Source organism: Candidatus Corynebacterium faecigallinarum (assembly GCF_052264515.1).
In the GTDB taxonomy this organism is placed as follows: Bacteria; Actinomycetota; Actinomycetes; order Mycobacteriales; family Mycobacteriaceae; genus Corynebacterium; species Corynebacterium faecigallinarum.
The window spans coordinates 14,815-31,878 of the sequence record NZ_JBQQOC010000027.1; the positions used below are offsets into that span (position 1 = coordinate 14,815).

Sequence of the window (17,064 nt, forward strand, 5' to 3'; positions counted from 1 at the left end):
CAGCGCGCCCATCGAAGCCACGGAAGCCACCGAAGCCACTGTGCCCCGCCACCCCGCAGTCGAGGCCTTCGCCGCGGCCTACGAGTTCCCGCTGGACGACTTCCAGCTGACCGCCGCCGACTCCATCGCCCACGGCCGCGGTGTACTTGTCTGTGCGCCCACCGGCGCCGGTAAGACGGTGGTGGGGGAGTTCGCCGTCCACGAGGCATTCCGGCTGGACGGCACCTGCTTCTACACCACCCCGATCAAGGCGCTGAGCAACCAGAAGTACCACGACCTGGTCGCCATCTACGGCGCTGACCGGGTCGGACTGCTCACCGGTGACGTCAGCATCAACGGGGATGCCCCGGTCGTCGTGATGACCACCGAGGTGCTGCGCAACATGGCCTACGCCGAGTCCGACCGTCTGGACCGGCTGACCCACGTGGTGATGGACGAGGTCCACTTCCTGGCCGACCCGTCGCGCGGGCCGGTCTGGGAGGAGACGATCCTCAACCTGGACCCCTCGGTGATCCTGGTGAGCCTGTCGGCGACGGTGTCGAATGCCGAGGAGTTCGGGTCCTGGCTCTCCACCGTCCGCGGGCAGACCGATCTGGTGGTCACCACCCATCGTCCGGTACCGCTGGACCAGTTCATGATGGTCGGCTCGCAGATCCTGCCTCTCTACGAGGAACCCCGCAGGAAGAAGTCAACGACGTCGCAGCACCAGCCCCGTGACCGCGAGGTCAACCGGGCGGTCGTCGCCGCGTCCGCGCGTGCCGAGGAGTCCGGACGCCGCCAGGGCCCGAAGCGCACCGACGTCGTCATGTCGATGCGTAAGGCCTCGATGCTGCCGGCGATCTACTTCATTTTCTCCCGGGCTGGCTGCGATGGTGCGGTCCGGCAGCTGCTCGTCGACCGTATCCGACTGACCACCGATGCCGAACGCGATGACATCCTGACCACCGTCGATGCCGGGGTCGCCGGCATCGACACCGAGGACCTCGGGGTGCTGGGCTTCCGGCAGTGGCGCCGGGCGTTGGGCAACGGCTACGCAGCCCACCACGCCGGGATGCTGCCGGCCTTCCGCCACATCGTCGAGGACCTGTTCTCCCGTGGCCTGCTCAAGGTCTGCTTCGCCACCGAGACCCTGGCGTTGGGCATCAACATGCCCGCCCGCACCGTGGTACTGGAGAAGCTGATCAAGTTCGACGGAGAGGGCCACGTCGAGCTGACTCCGGGGCAGTACACCCAGCTCACCGGACGCGCCGGACGCCGCGGCATCGACACCCAGGGCAACGCTCTGGTGCTGTGGCACCGCGGCATCGACCCGCACGGGGTGGCGAACCTGGCGCAGACCCGCACCTACCCGCTGGACTCGACCTTCCGCCCCGGCTACAACATGGCGGTCAACCTGATCTCCACCAAGGGCTATGTCGAGGCCCACCGGCTGCTGGACCGTTCCTTCGCCCAGTACCAGGCCGCCTCGACGGTGGTGGAGCAGGCCGAGCGGGCCACACGACGTCGCCGGGATCTCTCCGAGTTGGAACGCGAGCTGGCCAGCGCGGTGTCCCGCGTCGACCGCGGCCGTGGAAGGCCTGCCGAGGGGTTGAGCACGCAGGACGTACTGGACTACGCGGCCCTGCGCCGTGACCTGACCCTGGAGGAACGCCGCGCGAAGAAGGACGCGTCCAAGGACCGTTCGGTGGAGACCTCCAAGCTGCTCTCCAGTCTGTCGGTCGGGGATATCCTCGCCCTGCCGACCGGCAAGAACCCGCAGATCGCCGCTGTGGTGCGCAGCGACTCCCACCACCGGGACCCTCGTCCGTGGATCATCACCGAGGATGGCTGGTGCGGTCCGGTGGCCACCGAGTCCTTCGGCAATGTGCCGGTGCCGTTGGGGCATATGCGCCTGCCGAAGAACGTGCAGCGAAGCCCGAAGCGCAACGCGCGGACGGTGGCGTCGATGCTGCGTCGACAGAAAGTGGACCGTCCGAAGCAGCTCAAGCCGAAGGCACGCGGCGGCTCGAAGAAGGCCGCCGCGCTGCGCGACCAGGTGCACATGCACCCGGTCCATGCGCTACGGGAACGCGAGGATCTCGCCCGCCCGGCCGAGCGGGTCATCGCCGCCAGGCGCACCTTGGAACGCGAACTCGAGTCCCAGGCGCCCGAGACCGAGTCCCTGTCGAAGACCTTCGACCGGATCCTGGAACTGCTCGGTGAGCTCGATTACGTCGAGACCGACGGTGGCACCGATGTGCGCGAGGGCGACATCACCACCACCCGGATCACCTCGGAGGGACGTCGCCTGGCCGGGGTGCACCACGAGGCCGACCTGCTGGTCGCCCAGTGTCTGCGTCGCGGGGTATGGGACGACCTGGACCCGGCCGAGTTGGCGGCGGTGGTCTCCATGCTGGTCTTCGAGAACCGTCGGGAAACCGACGGCGGCGATGACGGTGTGCCGACCGAGGCGCTGGCCACCGCGATGTCTGCGGTGTACCGGATCCACGGCGAACTGACCGCGGACGAGCAGCGTCACCGGCTGCCGTTGACCCGCGACCCGGACCCTGGGTTCGCCACCGCGCTGCACCAGTGGACCGCCGGTGCGCCGCTGGACTACTGCTTGCGTGCCGCCGACGCCTCCGGCGCGAGCCTGAGTGCCGGCGACTTCGTGCGCTGGTGCAACCGGGTCATCGACCTGTTGGAGCAGATCCGGCACACCGGCTACTCAGACTCGGTGAAGGCTGCGGCGCGTAAGGCCGTGCCGGCCATCCGTCGCGGGGTCGTGGAGCTGGGTGCCTCCACCGGCTAGGACAGCTGGTCGGTGACTGTGCGCACGCACACCTGGACGGCGCGGTTGATGGTCTCCTGGTCCATCACGTCCGGGTGGGGAACGTGGATGAAACCGGCGGGGATCGCACCGGTGTGGGTGCTCGTACACGCCAGGGAGTGGAGTACCCGGTAGAGCACCGTATTGCACACATAGGTGCCCGCCGTCATCGACACCTCGGCCGGGACCTGTGCTTCGGTGAGGGCATCTACCATCGCCTTGACCGGCAGGGTAGAGAAGTATGCCGCCGGGCCATCGGGGACGACCGGCTCATCGGTCGGTTGCGTCCCGGCATTGTCCGGGATGCGTGCGTCCATGAGGTTGACCGCGAGGCGCTCGGGGGTGACCCTGGTCCGGCCGCCCGCCAGCCCGAGACAGATCACCGCGTGCGGATCGGTTTCGGTGATCAGTTCGCTGATCTGCTGCTGAGCGCGCTCGAACTCGACGGGGAGAACGCGGCCGGTCAGGCCCATACCGGGCAACTCACCACCGTCCACCGTGGAGCGCAGAGCCTCCAGTGCGGCGATCGTCGGATTGACCATGTCTCCGCCGAAGGGTTCGAAGGCCGTCACCAGTACTCGTCTACTCACATATCCAAGACTAGTCCAGCACCACCACAGTGACCTGCAAGGTTGGCGGACTAGTGTCGGAGTCATGAAGGAAGCAGGAATCGTCGTCATCCGGAACCGCGGCATCGGGGAGCCGGAACCCGGACCCACCCTCTCCGGTGTCACTGATCTGCTACCCTCAGACTGGACTTGCCTGGAGAACCCCTGGCTCGCACAGTACGGACCGGCCGGGGAACGCCGCGAGGGACGCGTCCCGTTCCTGGATGCCGTGGACAGTGGGTCAACCAGCCTGACCACCATGGTCAGGGAGGCCATCGGTGACGGCAACCGCGTCGTCCTGCTCGGCTACTCCGGTGGGGCAGTGGTGGTCCACCGCACCCTGGACCAGCTCAGTACCGGCGAGCGTCGGAAGATCGCCGCCGTCGGATTCGTCTCCGACCCCGAGCAACCTCGCCTGGCCACCGGGGATGCCGACCGGTACGGGATCCGGGGTGAGTCCCCGATCACGGACATCCCCGCCCGGTGGGCCGCCGACCCTGACGACGGGATCTGCCTGTGTCCCGACAACAGCCCACTGCGGCTTCTCGCACAGTGGACCCCGGACGTCGGGTGGGACTCTCCGCTGGCGCTGCGTCAGCAGGCCAGGCGTGCGGTGACACTACGCCGGAACCCGGCCTACGCGGTCGACATGAAGGACCTCGACGGCGAGAAGGTCCGGTTCGGCGAAGCACGACGCCTCATCGACGGGTACCGGGGTGATGACCACATCTCCTACGGTGTCCGCACGGAGGAGGGGACGACCGCGACCTACCTGGAGAATATGGCCCTCTGGTTGCGTGCCACGGTGGCCGGGCAGCCGACCGGTGACCGCTGTGTCGCCGAGCTGGGCTGCTCAACGAGCGCCTAGACTTGGCAACCATGCATTCTCCATTCCCCACCGACCTGTACCGGGCCCGTCTCGACGCCGTCGCCGACCAGCTGGCCGACCGCGATCTCGACGCCGCCGTACTGACACCCGGCCCGGACCTGCAGTTCCTGCTCGCCAGCGACATCGACACCCACGAGCGGTTCAGCGCCCTGGTCGTCACACCGGAGAGTCGCCGCATCGTGGTGCCCGGCGTCGATGCCGCCGCTCTGCGTGCCGGAGTCACCGGCGAACTCGGCGTGGAGATCGTCCCCTGGACCGACGGGGAGGATCCGCTCGACCTGCTGCAGCTGCCGGAGAAGGCGACTGTCGCCGTGTCCGGTGCCATGACCGCCGATCATCTGCTGAACCTGCAGTCCAGGGGAGTGACCACCGTCAACGCCACGACCGTGCTACGCGAGGTGTTCATGGTCAAGGATACCGGGGAGATCGACCAGCTGCGTCGTGCCGGACAGGCCATCGACACCGTCCACCTGCAGGTTCCGGCAATGCTGCAGCCGGGACGCACCGAGGCTGACGTCGCCGCCGAGCTCACCGAGCTGATCCTTGCCGAGCATGTCGCCGTCGACTTCGTGATTGTCGGCTCCGGTCCGCACGGGGCAGACCCGCACCACAGTTTCTCCGACCGGGTGCTGCAGGTCGGGGATGTGGTGGTCGTCGACATTGGTGGCACCCTGAACTCCGGCTACCACTCCGACTGCACCCGTACCTATGTCATCGGTGAGCCGAGCCCGGAACAGCAGAATGCCTACCGGGTGCTTCAGCAGGCACAGGAGGCGGGGCTGGCCGCCGCGAAGCCCGGGGTCACCGCCGCTGAGCTGGACAGCCTTGTCCGCGACATCATCACCGACGCCGGCTACGGGGAGTTCTACACCCACCGCACCGGCCACGGCATCGGATTGTCCGGGCATGAGGAACCGTTCATCATCGCCGGCAATGATCTTCCGCTGGTGGAGGGGATGGCGTTCTCCATCGAACCGGGGATCTACGTTCCCGGCGACTGGGGTGCGCGCATCGAGGACATCGTGGTGCTCACCGCTGAGGGCTGCGAACCACTGAACACCACCAGCCACGCCCTGACCGACACAACCACGACAGGACACTGATCATGAGCCGCATCGCACTCTTCGGCGCCACCAGTGAGATCGGCGGGGAGATCATCACCCGCCTGGCCCCGGACAATGACCTCGTGCTGGCAGCCCGCCGCCCCGAGGCGCTCGAAGACCTCAAGGCGTCCTGCCGGACGGCCGGGGCACGCAGTGTCGAGACGGTCTTCTTCGACGCCACCGACTGCGCGGCCCAGCCGGGCGTCATCGAGACCATCGAGGAGCAGGGCCCGATCGACATCGCCATCGCCACTTTCGGGGTGCTGGGTGACCAGCAACTCGCCGAGCGTGACGGTGGAGAGGTGGAGCGGGTACTGCACACCGACTTCACCGCCCAGGCGGTGTTGCTCACCGAACTCTCGCACCGGATGAAGAACCGGGGCACAGGCACGCTGGTGGCGTTCTCGTCCATCGCCGGCGCCCGGGTACGGCGTCCCAACTACGTCTACGGTTCCGCGAAGGCCGGGTTGGACGGTTTCTGCCAGGGCATGCAGGACGCCCTGCGGGGCACCGGTGTGACGCTGACGGTGGTGCGTCCTGGTTTCGTCATCGGTCAGATGACCGAGGGGATGGATCCGGCGCCGATGTCGGTGACCGCCGATGTCGTGGCTGAGGCCACCGTCGACGCAGTGCGCCGGGGCACCCGTGATGTGTGGGTGCCCCGGCGACTGGGGGTGCTTGCCGCAGCGACGTCGTTCGTCCCGCGGTGGCTGTGGCGGATGGCTCCGCGTTAGATCCTGGGCCAGATCTTGGGCCAGATCTTGGACTAGATCCCGGCGACCTCGTAGAGCACGGTGCGCAGAACGCCGACGATGGCGAGAGCTGCGGTGACTCCCACGGTGGCGGCGAGCGCGCAGCTGATCAGGTCGCCGAATTCGGTGGTGCCGCAGGCGTTGTCGAGGGAGCCGCTGATCTCGCCGTCGGTCAGGTCCGACATGGAGCCGACGATATCGGAGGAGGAGGCGGGGATATCGAGGTCGCTGGAGCCGGAGGCGAGGTCGCTGGAGCCGGAGGGCAGGTCGGCGGAAGACCCCTCGATCGACTGGGTGATCTCCGAGGAGGAGGAGATGTCGGAGGACTGTGCGACGGCGGGGGTCACGGCGGCACCGGCGAAGACGGTGGAGACGGCGACAGCGAGGGCGACGCTGCTGCGGCGGAGACGATTCATGGAGTTGTTCGACCTTTCGGAAAGATGTAGTAGAAACATAAAGGTATCGGACCGGCCGCCTGCGGTCCAAGGAATCGGTGAAATCCCGCCGGTCGGTGGGCGATCGCCGACGGGAAGCGGTCGCTGTAGGCGAACATAGGCCATGATCACGGCAGGTGTCTCAGGAGCACAGGTAGAATGACGGGCATGCCAAGTGTCCTGCCGCTCGTGTACATCCTCACCGAGGTCCTGTTCTTCATTCTCATCGGAGCCTGGATCGGTTTCGGCTGGACAGTCCTGCTCACCCTCGTGGCCTTCATCGGAGGTATCGCGCTGGCGGGGTGGCAGTTCCGCGAGCTGGTACGCCGCACCATGAACGACAAGGAGCACCCGGGTCGACTGACCGCCGACGCCGCACTCACCGCGGTCGGTGCTGTTCTGGTCGCTCTGCCGGGCCTGTTCAGCGCCCTGTTCGGCATCTTCCTGTTGCTCCCGCCGACCCGCACACTCGTCCGTAAGACGATCGGCGGTAGTCTGCGCCGTCAGGTCACGAAGTTCGGCGGGGCATCCTTCACCACGGTCTCCGGGGTGAGCATGCCGCAGACCAAGGACGTCCAAGGCTGGGGCGAGGTCATCGACCACCGGGATGACGAGTTCGACGGCAAGTAAGTGATCCGTTTTCTCCTCCTCACGGCCGCGGCCTTCGTGGCCGGGGTCGGGCTTTTCGCGTCCTACCAGCCCACCGGACTGTGGTGGGCTGCGCCGCTCGGCTTCGCGGTCTACTTCCTCGCGATTCACCATGCGCTGACCAACGCGGGGTCATCGACCAAGGGCGTGTGGGGCTGGTCGCTGTGGCTGTCCTGGGTCCAGGCCATGGCCTGCTACCTGTTCCTGCTGCCGTGGGTCGGTGAGGAGGTCGGTGCGATCGCCTGGATCGGCCTGTCCCTCCTCGAATCCCTCTTCGGCCTACTCTTCGGTGCCGGCCTGGCGCTGCTGACCTTGTGGTCCCGCCGGCGCAGCAGAGCTGCAAGCAACCCAGCCACCCTCGCAGGCAGCCTTCCCACCGCCATCCTGCTGATCGGGGTACCTGCGTGGTTCGTCGCCACCGAATGGTTGCGCTCCAACTGGCCTTTCGGCGGTTTCGGCTGGTCGCGGGTCGCATGGGGCCAACTCACCGGCCCGATGGAGAACTGGGTGGCCGTCGCCGGCCCCGCACTGGTCACCTTCATGGTCGTGCTGTCCGGTGTCGCCGTGGCCCTCCTCGTCGCTCGGAGATGGATCACCACCGCCGGTACCCTCGCCGTCACGCTCGGCGGAGGACTGGTGCTCGGAGCCGTCCCGACGTCCTGGGGTGGGACGACCTCGGAGTCCGCATCGGACGACACGGTCTCCATCGCCGCAGTCCAGGGCAACGTCCCGCGTCTCGGCCTGGGATTCAACGAGCAGCGCCGGGCAGTGCTCCAGAACCACCTCGACGCCACCCACCGGCTGGCCGAAGAGGTCGACAGCGGCGACCGGGAACGTCCTGACCTGGTCATCTGGCCGGAGAATGCCTCGGACATCAACCCGCTGACCGACACCGACGCCTATGAGGACATCAGTGAGGCGGCCGCCGCCGTCGGCGTGCCGTTGCTCGTCGGCACAATCACCAGCGACGAGGTCGGCGCCCGCAACACATTCATCGTCTGGGACCCGGAGACCGGCCCCGGCGAAGAGCACATCAAGAAGTTCCTCCAGCCCTTCGGGGAGTACATGCCGATGCGTGACTTCCTACGGAACTTCAGCCCGTACGTGGACCAGGCCGGCAACTTCAAACCCGGCGACGGTCCCGGCGTGGTCGAGGCCAACGGCATCACCGTCGGAGTGGCCACCTGCTACGAGGTCAGTTTCGACGCCGCCTACCGTGACGCGGTGAACAACGGGGCGACCGTGTTCGCCAGCCCCACCAACAACGCCACCTTCGGCTTCACCGACATGACCTACCAGCAGTTGGCCATGAACCGGATGAGGGCGCTGGAGTACGACCGCAGTGTCGTCGTCGCGGCGACCTCCGGGGTGTCGGCGATCGTGGATCCGAACGGTGATGTGGTCGACCGCACCGAGATCTTCCGGGCGGGTCTACTGCAGGAGGACATCGAGCTGCGGGATACTGAGACCATGTCGGCACGGATCGGCCCGGTGGGTGAGTGGCTGCTCGCCTTGCTGGGAACCGGTATCGTGCTCTTCGCGGGTACGCGAGCACTCGTCGGCACCAAGAACAGTCGGAAGAACAGGAAGAAGAGGTAGGCAACAGCGTGGCAGCAGCATCACCATTGTCCCGTCCCAGCGACCGGACCCTGGTCATCATCCCGACCTACGACGAGGTGGAGAACCTTCCGCTGATCGTGGGACGCGTCCGTGCGGCTGAACCGGAGCGCGTCGATGTCCTCATCGTCGACGACAACAGTCCGGACGGTACCGGTGAGCTGGCCGACCGCATGGCGGAGCAGGACGAGCACATCCACGTCCTGCACCGTGAGGGCAAGGGTGGACTGTGCGGTGCCTACGTCGCCGGATTCCGCTGGGGTCTGGCCGCAGAGGCGAACTACACCGTGCTGTGTGAGATGGACGCCGACGGCTCCCACGCCCCCGAACAGCTCGCCGACCTGCTCGCCCTGGTCGACAAGGGGGCTGACCTGGTCATCGGCTCACGCTACGTGCCCGGTGGCAAGGTGGTGAACTGGCCGTGGAACCGGTGGTTCCTGTCGAAGGCCGGCAATATCTACATCTCCCTGGCCCTCGGTGCCGGGCTGTCGGACATGACCGCCGGTTACCGTGCCTACCGGCGGGAATTGGTCGAGTCCCTGGACCTCGACGCGCTCTCGGACGCCGGATACATCTTCCAGGTGGACCTGGCGTTCCGCGCGGTCGAGGCCGGGTTCTGGGTCGACGAGGTGCCGATCACCTTCACCGAGCGTGAGATCGGGGAGTCGAAGCTTGCGGGCAGCTTCGTCAAGGACAGCCTGCTGGCCGTGACCGCCTGGGGTGTGCGCCACCGGGCCGCGCAGTTGTCGAACCTGGTGTCCTCGTTCTGGGCGTTGGGTTCGGCCTCGGTGCGCCAGAAGCTGCATAGCAGATAGTACCCACAGGCAGGTAGACAGCATGACGGCCGGTCCCGCGAGGGGGACCGGCCGTGATGTGTAGCAGCGTCAGTGGCGTCGCTCAGGAACCGGCGTTGGCCTGCTCCTGCTCCTTCATCAGCTTCATGGCGTTGCGGCGACGCTTACGCAGCAGCTCCACGCGCTCCTCGAGCAGCACATCAAGCTCTTCGATGGAGCGACGTTCGCGCAGCATGTCCCAGTGGGTACGCGGGGGCTTGACCGGCTTGGCCTCCTGGCCGACACCCTCGATCAGTTGGCCGAGCTGGCCGTTCTTGCACATCCACTCGTTGGGGATCTCGGCGTCGTTAGCGAAGGCGACCTCGAAGATCTCACCGGAGTCGGTCTGGTACTTCGTCATCTGGCGGGGAGCCAGGTCGTGGTCACGGTCGGTCTCGTAGGAGACGGCCCCCATACGACTGCCACGCAGGACACGATCTGCCATCGGTGAATCACCCTTCGTCACTGTGTACTCGGCGTCACGGTTCTGCGACGCCTGTCATGACTCCTCAACGGATCAGGCGCCGCAATAATTCCCGGACTGCTTAACCACACCAGCCTACCCCACGCCCCAGCTCAGCGGCGACACGCTCGCGCAGGCCACTATCGTGCGATGATGGGGGAATGGACCAGCCGACTTCCGACCGAACCACCCCAACACCGGTGCGCTGTGCCTGGTGCGGCCGGGAGATCGTGCAGGACGGACCGGGCCGTCGGCGCCGCTACTGTCGGCAGTCGTGCCGCCAGCGCGCCTATGAGCAGCGTCAGGCGCTGGCCGGTACCAGCGTGCCGACGGATGCCCTGATCCTCTCCTCGACGGCGGCCGAGGAGCTCACCGACCGGCTCTTCGAGATCAGGTGTGGTGCCGAGGACATTGCCGCGGCCGTGGCCGAGGGGGAGGACGCCGACAGTGTCACCGCGTTGTGCGGGGAACTGGTCGCGCTGGCCCGTCGTGCCGAGACGATCCGCTCCCGGGACAGGGAGGAGGGCGGAGTCATGGACGCGGACGGGGACAAGCGATAAGGCCGATTTATAGGGTTGGACGAATAGGGTTTCCGCCACCCCCACCGACTAGACTGGACAGTCATGAAGAAGGGAATCTTGACACTGGTCATCGTGGGGGTAATCGCCATAGCCATCGCGGTGGTGGTGCCTCCGGTGTACCGACTCCTGACCGACGAGGGACTGCAGACCGCGTCGATCGACGAAGGGACGGGGGAGGCCGCCACCGTCGGCCTTGACGGCCACTGGGACGTGGTCCGTGGCCAGGGCGCCAACATCTCCCAGGCCGGCTACACTTTCGACGAGGTCCTCCCGGGGCAGGAGAAGTCCACGTCCGGACGCACCGAGGACGTCACCGGCTCCCTGTTGGTCGCCGACGGTGTCCTGGAGGAAGGGAAGGTGACCGTCGACGTCGCCAGCATCACCTCCGACATCGAGAAGCGCGACATCCATGTCCGCGACAACATCCTGCACGCCGACAAGTACCCGGAGGCCACGTTCAGCATCACCGAACCTGTGGACCTGTCGTCACTGCCGGACGACGGCACAGTCGACACGGTGACCGCGACCGGTGAGCTCACCATGCACGGCACCACCAAGGAGGTGGAGGCCGAGCTGCGCGTCCTGCGCACCGGCGACAACGTGATCGTCGAGGGGCAGGTCCCGGTGGAGCGGGAGGCCTACGGGATCGTGTCGCCGGAGTTCGTGGCATCGCAGATCGCCGAAGAAGGTACCGTTGACCTATTGCTGGTGTTCGGTCAGCAGGACTAGTCAGCGCGGTCCGCGCGAGTGGTTCTCGTGTGGACGTCTGGAACCTAAGAGAAGGGGAGTACCGGTGAGTAACGAGGTTATGGTCATCACCCGGTGGGTGCGACTGGCGACACTGATCATCGCCACACTCATCCTGATCGGCCTCGGTGGCACCGTGGCATACATCTGCGCGGGTGTCTGCGTCCTCTTCCTGGGGGTGACGGTCTACCAGTTGCTCAAGCTCTACCGCGACGAGCGTTACAGGAGCTGAAACGATGACCAAGCCCCAGCCGCAGGATTTCGCCGACCAGATCGACGACCGGGACATCCCCGCGATCCAGGAGAGCCTCCAGGCGATGACCACCGTGGACATCGCCGACGAGATGACCCGCAGTGACACCTCCGAGCAGGCGTTCCTCTTCCGCCTGCTCGACAAGGACCGGGCACTGCAGGTGTTCGAGTACATGGATGTCGCCCACCAGAGGGAGCTCATCGACGAGCTGCGGGAGGGGCATTACGCCGAGTTGCTGCTGAGTCTGCCGGACGACGACCGTGCCCGGCTTCTCGGGGAGATGCCGGCCAATGTCGCGGCGAAGATGATGGCCGGGCTGCCTGAGGATCGCCGGGCGATCACCGCTAAATTGCTCGGCTACCCCGAGGAATCCGCTGGCCGCGTGATGACCCCGGTGCCGACGACCATCGCGGTGAGCAACACCCGTCAGCAGGCGCTGGCGAAGCTGCGGGGCCGTGAGCTGCGTAACCGGGACATCGCCGTGCTCGCCGTGGTGGACGAGACCCGTCACCTGGTCGGCGTGGTGAACCTGGCCACGTTGGTCAGTGCCGCTGATGACGTCCTGGTCGCCGACCTGATGAACGAGGAGACCCATGCGGTCAGTGCGACAGTGGACCAGGAGGTCGCCGCCCGACTGATGCAGGAGGCTGACCTGCTGGCGCTGCCGGTGCTTGATGAGGAGGACCGCTTCCTCGGCATGCTCACTGTCGATGACGCCATGGAGATCCTCGAGTCCGAGGTCACCGAGGATGCCTACCGTGCCGGTGGTTCCGAACCACTGGAGCAGCCGTATCTTTCGGCGACGGTGTTCCACCTGGCCCGCAAGCGCGGGGTGTGGCTACTGGTGCTGATCCTCACTGCCGTGCTGACCGTGAACGTGATGTCCTTCTTCGAGGACACGTTGGCTGCGGTGGTTGTGTTGGCGACATTCGTCCCGATGATCACCGGTACCGGCGGTAACGCCGGTTCACAGGCGGCGTCGTCGGTGGTGCGTGCCCTGGCGGTTGATGAGGTGAAACCCCGCGACATCTGGCGGGTCATCTGGCGTGAGGTGCGGGTCGGCCTGTTGCTGGGCCTGTTCCTCGGCGTGTTGATCTTCCCGTTCATCTCGTTGATCTACGAGTGGCGCATCGGCGCGGTGATGTCACTGACGATCATCTTCATCTGTATGTGGGCCTGCATCGTCGGTGGTGTGCTGCCGTTGATCGCCCGCAAGATCGGTGTGGACCCGGCCGTGTTCTCCACTCCCGTTGTTTCCACGCTGGTGGACGCCACGGGTCTGATCATCTACTTCACGATCGCACAGATCATCCTGTCCAGCATGTTGTAGCTTCCTTGGTATAGCGTTCAGATCGTCTTATAGCACGGTATAGCAGTACTACAGATATTAGAGCGCACGCCCGAAGCATTGTGCTGTCCGTGCCACAGCCTCATCGCTGAGCACGAGCACGGTGAGCAGCCATTCATGGGAGTCGACCAGTGCGGTGTAGCGTGTCCGCGTGCCATCGGACGTAGGCTCCAGTGCGCCGTCGATGCGGTGCAGTGAGGACGCTGCGGGGGCGGGGTCGGCGTCCAGTTCCAGGACCACCAGTCGGGTGTCCGGGTTGGACGCCACGTTGTCTTCGTCGCCAGCGAAGCTTGCTTGGATCGCTTCAACCAAGTCGCCGGTGGGCAGGGGAGCAGGCACGAACCTGTTCTCGGTGACGACCATGTCCGAGATCCGGTCCATTCGGAACGTCCGCCAGTCGCGTCGGTCCCGATCCCATCCGTGGACGTACCAGCGGTGGTTGATGCTGACCAGACGGGCCGGTTCGACCGAACGGCGCAACGTACCGCCGGCACCATGGTGGGCGAAGTTGATTTCCCGGTGTCCGGAGATCGCCTGGTACACCAGGGGGAACGTTGCGCTGTCGACCGCCTGTTCCCGCACCGCGGAGAACTCAAGCGAGGCAATTGCCCGGTTCGCCTGCCTGCGCTCTACGGCGGAGAGAGACTGCAACAGCCTGCGTTCGTCGCGGGCGGCGGCCCCGTCGGGAAAGTCGATGCCAACGGCTCCCTGGGCAGCGGCGTGAAGACTGACGATCGCAGCGACGGCTTCATCTTCCTGGAGTGGCAAGGAGAGGCCAAGGGGCTCGCCTTCCAGGCGGTAGTGTCCGCCGCGGCCGCGCGTGCTGGTGATGCGGTAGCCGAGGTCTTTCAGCGCGGTGAGATCCCGGCGCAGCGTTCGGCCAGGCACGCCGGTGGCCCGTTCCAGGTCGTCGGCGCTCCAGCGGGCACCGTCCTGCAGCAGCGCGATGAGCCGGAGCAGTCGGGCACCAGAGGGCACGGACGACGCAGACTCAGTCATGGAGCATCACCTCCCGCAGCCTATTGTGGACAGTATGCGGCCACAGTTGGCCATAGGCTCGACATCATGAGAAAGTCAGCGCAGATCCAGGACATCACCGTCACCGGTGCCCGCACCAACAACCTCGCGAACATCGACGTCAGGATCCCGAAGCACCGGTTCACCGTTGTCACCGGGGTCTCCGGATCGGGGAAATCCTCATTGGTCTTCGACACCATCGCCGCCGAGGCGGAGCGCGCGGCCGCGGCCGGATGCCCGTCTTTCGTACGCAATCGACTTCCGCAGCATCCGCCGGCCGACATCGACCGCATCGAGGGATTGACCTTTGCCACGGTCATCGACCAGCGTCGGTTCTCCGGCAATGCCCGGTCCACGGTTGCCACGGCAGTCGATGTCGCCGGGGCACTCCGGATCCTGTTCTCGCGCTTCGGCAGTCCGTCCGCAGGCTTCTCACCGGAGTACAACCCGAATGACCCGGCGGGAATGTGCCCGTCCTGCGAAGGACTGGGTGAGCAGCGGATCATCGACGAGGACGCATTGATCGACCCAGCGTGGACCTGAGGCTGCAGAACCCGGGGCCCGGATACCCTGCCCACGGCGTCTTCGACGGCATTGTCCCTCGCCTGCGTAAACGCTACGTGGACAGTTCGCCGTCCCGTCTGACCACCGTAGAGCGGGCGGGGCTTGAGCAGGTGGTACACACGCGGACCTGTCCGGAATGTGGGGGCGCGAGAATCAATGCGGCGGCGCGGCGCAGCCTCATCCAGGGCCGCTCGATCGCGGACTGGTCGGATACCCCGGTCAGTGAACTGGTGGAGGTCCTCGATGATGCCGCAACCGAGCTCGGGGATGCCGCAGCACCGGGACTGGAAACCATCGGTGAGGCACTACAAAACCTGGTCACGGTCGGTTTGGGCTATCTCACGCTGGGGCGCTCCTCGCCGAGCTTGTCGGGTGGCGAAGCCCAACGGGTGAAGATCGTTCGTCAGCTGGGCAGCCCACTGACCGATGTGACCTACATCTTCGACGAACCGAGTGCGGGGCTCCATGCACATGATGTCGGGCGACTGGTCCAGTTGCTCTGTGCGCTCCGGGACCGCGGGAACACCGTGCTGGTCGTCGAGCACAATCCGGCGGTCATACGGGCCTCGGACCATGTGGTGGAACTCGGTCCCGGCGCTGGAGACGACGGTGGGGAAGTGATGCGGACCGGGACGGATACCGCCACCGTTCCGCTGACAATCACCTCGGCGAAACGCGAAGCGACTGGATGGTTCACGGTGGAGAACGCCTGCAGTAACAACCTCCGCAATGTGACCGCACAGATCCCGGCCGGCGTACTTACAGTGGTCACCGGTGTTGCAGGAAGTGGAAAATCATCCCTGGTCACCGACGATTTTGCTACCCAGAACCCTGAATTCACGGTCATCAGCCAGTTGCCACTTCGGGGCGGTCGGCGCTCCACACCGCTGACTGTGCTCGGCGTGTCCGATGAGGTCCGTTCCGTGTTCGCTGCGGCGGGACGCTCACGCGGGCTCGGGTCATCGTGGTTCTCGAGGAACTCCACCGGTGCATGTCCCGAATGTAAAGGTCGCGGGATAGTCATCACTGACCTGGCATTTCTTGACGACATAGAGCGGCCGTGCGAGGCTTGTGGCGGATCCGGATTCAACGAGGATGCCTTGTCCGTCCACGTGGCCGGCCACGGTATCGCCGAGGTTGCTGACATGCGACCGTTGGAGTTGTCGGAGCTGTTGGGAGGATCGGCAGGGCGACGGTTGCACTGCATGGAGCGTGTGAGGCTCGGCTACCTGTCGGTGGGACGGACGCTGGACACGCTGTCCGGCGGTGAGCGCCAACGGCTGCAGTTGGCGCAGCATATCGCGGATGCTGAGGCTGACGGCTCTGCGCCGTTGCGGATCATCTTGGACGAGCCGACCTCAGGACTGCACAGTGCAGATGTCGAGCGCTTGTCGTCGCTGTTCGATGATCTCGTTGATCACGGTGCGACGGGCGTCGTGATCGAACACAGTCTTCAGGTGGCCGCGCACGCTGACCATGTCGTCGACATTGGTCCGGGTGCGGGCCTGGACGGTGGCCGTGTGGTGTTCAGTGGGTCGCCGAGCGAGTTGGTGACATCTGGAACACTTACCGGGGAGCATTTCCGGGAGTCGCTCACCTAGCCATATTACGTCACAGTGACGTTATATGGAAGGGTGGGGGGTCGGAGAGAGAGGGTCACTGGGAGCTCGATTGGCGCCCGGATCATCACCTGACAAGGTTGAGGCTTCGCGATCCTGCGAGGCGCAGCGCATATCGACCTTGGGTCAGCGAGTCCATATGGCTCGGCGACTCGATAATTCGTCGGAGCCGCCCAGTGAGGCGGTCAGTATCGTGATGGCCGACAGTAGATATCGGCAACCAGGAATGGCCGGAGATGCCTACGATGCACTGGTCCACCACCAGTAGCCCCTAACCGCCGATAATATACATTATGACACTTTGAATGCTGACTGCTCTGCCCCGGGCAATATGTGCTGACCTGTCTCAATCCAGTTGGCATATTTCGCACTCTATCTGGCATATTACGGATTCACCCTTCCCCTCTCACTACACCTGGCATACGCTTGCAGACACTGGACCGTTCAACACAGAGAGTCTTCGACATGGCCCTGCGGAACCTTCCGCGCAACGGAACGGACCACACGCGGGTTCTCCTGAGCCTGGATGGTGAGGTTCAAAACCTTGCCCTCCACCCGTCACTGTCCGAGATCCCCGTCGAGCAGGCCGAACCAATCCGCGAGTTCTTCGCCTGGAGCCACAAGCGCAACTACGAGGGATACTGGTTTTCTACGACAACCCGTGACCACATCCGCTTCGAATCCCTACTGGAGCGGCAGTTCCTCATGTCAGCCGACCATGACCCGGATATTGTCGCCATCAGCGCGCAACCCTTGGCACTTCTCTGGCCGACGAAAAC

General features: G+C 65.6%; 17 protein-coding genes and 1 pseudogene. 14 read left to right on the forward strand and 4 right to left on the reverse strand.

Going from position 1 to position 17,064, the window contains the following annotated elements; translation table 11 throughout:
- Positions 1-40 precede the first annotated feature (40 nt).
- On the forward strand, positions 41-2,791 hold the full coding sequence (locus ACTXPP_RS12055) for a DEAD/DEAH box helicase (protein WP_443342367.1): 2,751 nt from the start codon (positions 41-43) through the stop codon (positions 2,789-2,791).
- Here ACTXPP_RS12055 and pcp read toward each other — a convergent pair.
- Positions 2,788-3,381: a pyroglutamyl-peptidase I gene (gene pcp, locus ACTXPP_RS12060; RefSeq protein ID WP_443342335.1), complete on the reverse strand. Its 594-nt coding sequence runs from the start codon at positions 3,379-3,381 to the stop codon at positions 2,788-2,790. The two genes, ACTXPP_RS12055 and pcp, sit on opposite strands and share 4 nt — an antisense overlap.
- 82 nt (positions 3,382-3,463) lie before the next feature.
- Between pcp and ACTXPP_RS12065 the strand changes: the two genes are divergently transcribed.
- Genes ACTXPP_RS12065 through ACTXPP_RS12075 form a run of 3 tightly spaced genes read left to right on the forward strand, consistent with a single transcriptional unit; the run spans position 3,464 to position 6,143 of the window.
- Complete coding sequence (locus tag ACTXPP_RS12065; protein ID WP_443342337.1) at positions 3,464-4,285, forward strand: PE-PPE domain-containing protein; 822 nt, start codon at positions 3,464-3,466, stop codon at positions 4,283-4,285.
- A gap of 11 nt (positions 4,286-4,296) precedes the next feature.
- Positions 4,297-5,409, forward strand: coding sequence for a M24 family metallopeptidase (locus ACTXPP_RS12070; RefSeq protein ID WP_443342339.1), 1,113 nt, complete (start codon positions 4,297-4,299; stop codon positions 5,407-5,409).
- Positions 5,410-5,411: 2 nt separating this feature from the next.
- Positions 5,412-6,143, forward strand: coding sequence for an SDR family NAD(P)-dependent oxidoreductase (locus ACTXPP_RS12075; RefSeq protein ID WP_301520166.1), 732 nt, complete (start codon positions 5,412-5,414; stop codon positions 6,141-6,143).
- A 32-nt stretch (positions 6,144-6,175) separates the two neighbouring features.
- On the opposite strand, the gene ACTXPP_RS12080 is transcribed toward ACTXPP_RS12075, so the two are convergent.
- A complete protein-coding gene (locus tag ACTXPP_RS12080; RefSeq protein ID WP_443342341.1) occupies positions 6,176-6,577 on the reverse strand; it encodes a hypothetical protein in 402 nt (133 codons plus the stop codon).
- A gap of 186 nt (positions 6,578-6,763) precedes the next feature.
- Between ACTXPP_RS12080 and ACTXPP_RS12085 the strand changes: the two genes are divergently transcribed.
- The 3 genes from ACTXPP_RS12085 to ACTXPP_RS12095 are packed head-to-tail and all read left to right on the forward strand — an operon-like array spanning position 6,764 to position 9,675.
- Positions 6,764-7,225: an FxsA family protein gene (locus ACTXPP_RS12085; RefSeq protein WP_301497312.1), complete on the forward strand. Its 462-nt coding sequence runs from the start codon at positions 6,764-6,766 to the stop codon at positions 7,223-7,225.
- Positions 7,226-8,842, forward strand: coding sequence for an apolipoprotein N-acyltransferase (lnt, locus tag ACTXPP_RS12090; RefSeq protein ID WP_443342343.1), 1,617 nt, complete (start codon positions 7,226-7,228; stop codon positions 8,840-8,842). It begins immediately after the preceding gene.
- A gap of 26 nt (positions 8,843-8,868) precedes the next feature.
- Positions 8,869-9,675 (forward strand): polyprenol monophosphomannose synthase, encoded by an 807-nt coding sequence (locus ACTXPP_RS12095; protein ID WP_443342369.1) that lies wholly within the window; start codon positions 8,869-8,871, stop codon positions 9,673-9,675.
- 82 nt (positions 9,676-9,757) lie between these two features.
- On the opposite strand, the gene ACTXPP_RS12100 is transcribed toward ACTXPP_RS12095, so the two are convergent.
- Complete coding sequence (locus ACTXPP_RS12100) at positions 9,758-10,138, reverse strand: RNA polymerase-binding protein RbpA (RefSeq protein ID WP_443342345.1); 381 nt, start codon at positions 10,136-10,138, stop codon at positions 9,758-9,760.
- A 179-nt stretch (positions 10,139-10,317) separates the two neighbouring features.
- Between ACTXPP_RS12100 and ACTXPP_RS12105 the strand changes: the two genes are divergently transcribed.
- The 4 genes from ACTXPP_RS12105 (at position 10,318) to mgtE (ending at position 13,067) form a co-directional block, all read left to right on the forward strand.
- Positions 10,318-10,716, forward strand: coding sequence for a hypothetical protein (locus ACTXPP_RS12105; RefSeq protein ID WP_301497318.1), 399 nt, complete (start codon positions 10,318-10,320; stop codon positions 10,714-10,716).
- Between the two features lie 63 nt (positions 10,717-10,779).
- A complete protein-coding gene (locus ACTXPP_RS12110) occupies positions 10,780-11,466 on the forward strand; it encodes a YceI family protein (protein WP_443342347.1) in 687 nt (228 codons plus the stop codon).
- 64 nt (positions 11,467-11,530) lie between these two features.
- Positions 11,531-11,716 carry a hypothetical protein gene (locus ACTXPP_RS12115; RefSeq protein WP_301497321.1) on the forward strand — a complete coding sequence of 62 codons (186 nt, stop codon included), beginning with the start codon at positions 11,531-11,533 and terminating at the stop codon, positions 11,714-11,716.
- A gap of 4 nt (positions 11,717-11,720) precedes the next feature.
- Positions 11,721-13,067 (forward strand): magnesium transporter, encoded by a 1,347-nt coding sequence (mgtE, locus tag ACTXPP_RS12120; protein WP_443342350.1) that lies wholly within the window; start codon positions 11,721-11,723, stop codon positions 13,065-13,067.
- A 57-nt stretch (positions 13,068-13,124) separates the two neighbouring features.
- Here the strand turns inward: mgtE and ACTXPP_RS12125 are convergent, their stop codons facing one another.
- Positions 13,125-14,084 (reverse strand): helix-turn-helix transcriptional regulator, encoded by a 960-nt coding sequence (locus ACTXPP_RS12125; RefSeq protein WP_443342352.1) that lies wholly within the window; start codon positions 14,082-14,084, stop codon positions 13,125-13,127.
- Between the two features lie 66 nt (positions 14,085-14,150).
- Here ACTXPP_RS12125 and ACTXPP_RS12130 point away from each other — a divergent pair, with 66 nt between their 5' ends.
- The 3 genes and pseudogenes from ACTXPP_RS12130 to ACTXPP_RS12140 form a co-directional block, all read left to right on the forward strand.
- Entirely contained in the window at positions 14,151-14,645 is a 495-nt protein-coding gene (locus ACTXPP_RS12130) for a P-loop NTPase family protein (RefSeq protein ID WP_443342354.1), read from the forward strand.
- Between the two features lie 131 nt (positions 14,646-14,776).
- Positions 14,777-16,267, forward strand: coding sequence for an excinuclease ABC subunit UvrA (locus ACTXPP_RS12135; protein ID WP_443342356.1), 1,491 nt, complete (start codon positions 14,777-14,779; stop codon positions 16,265-16,267).
- Positions 16,268-16,750: 483 nt separating this feature from the next.
- Positions 16,751-17,064 (forward strand): annotated as a pseudogene (locus ACTXPP_RS12140) (TnsA-like heteromeric transposase endonuclease subunit); the annotation flags it as partial.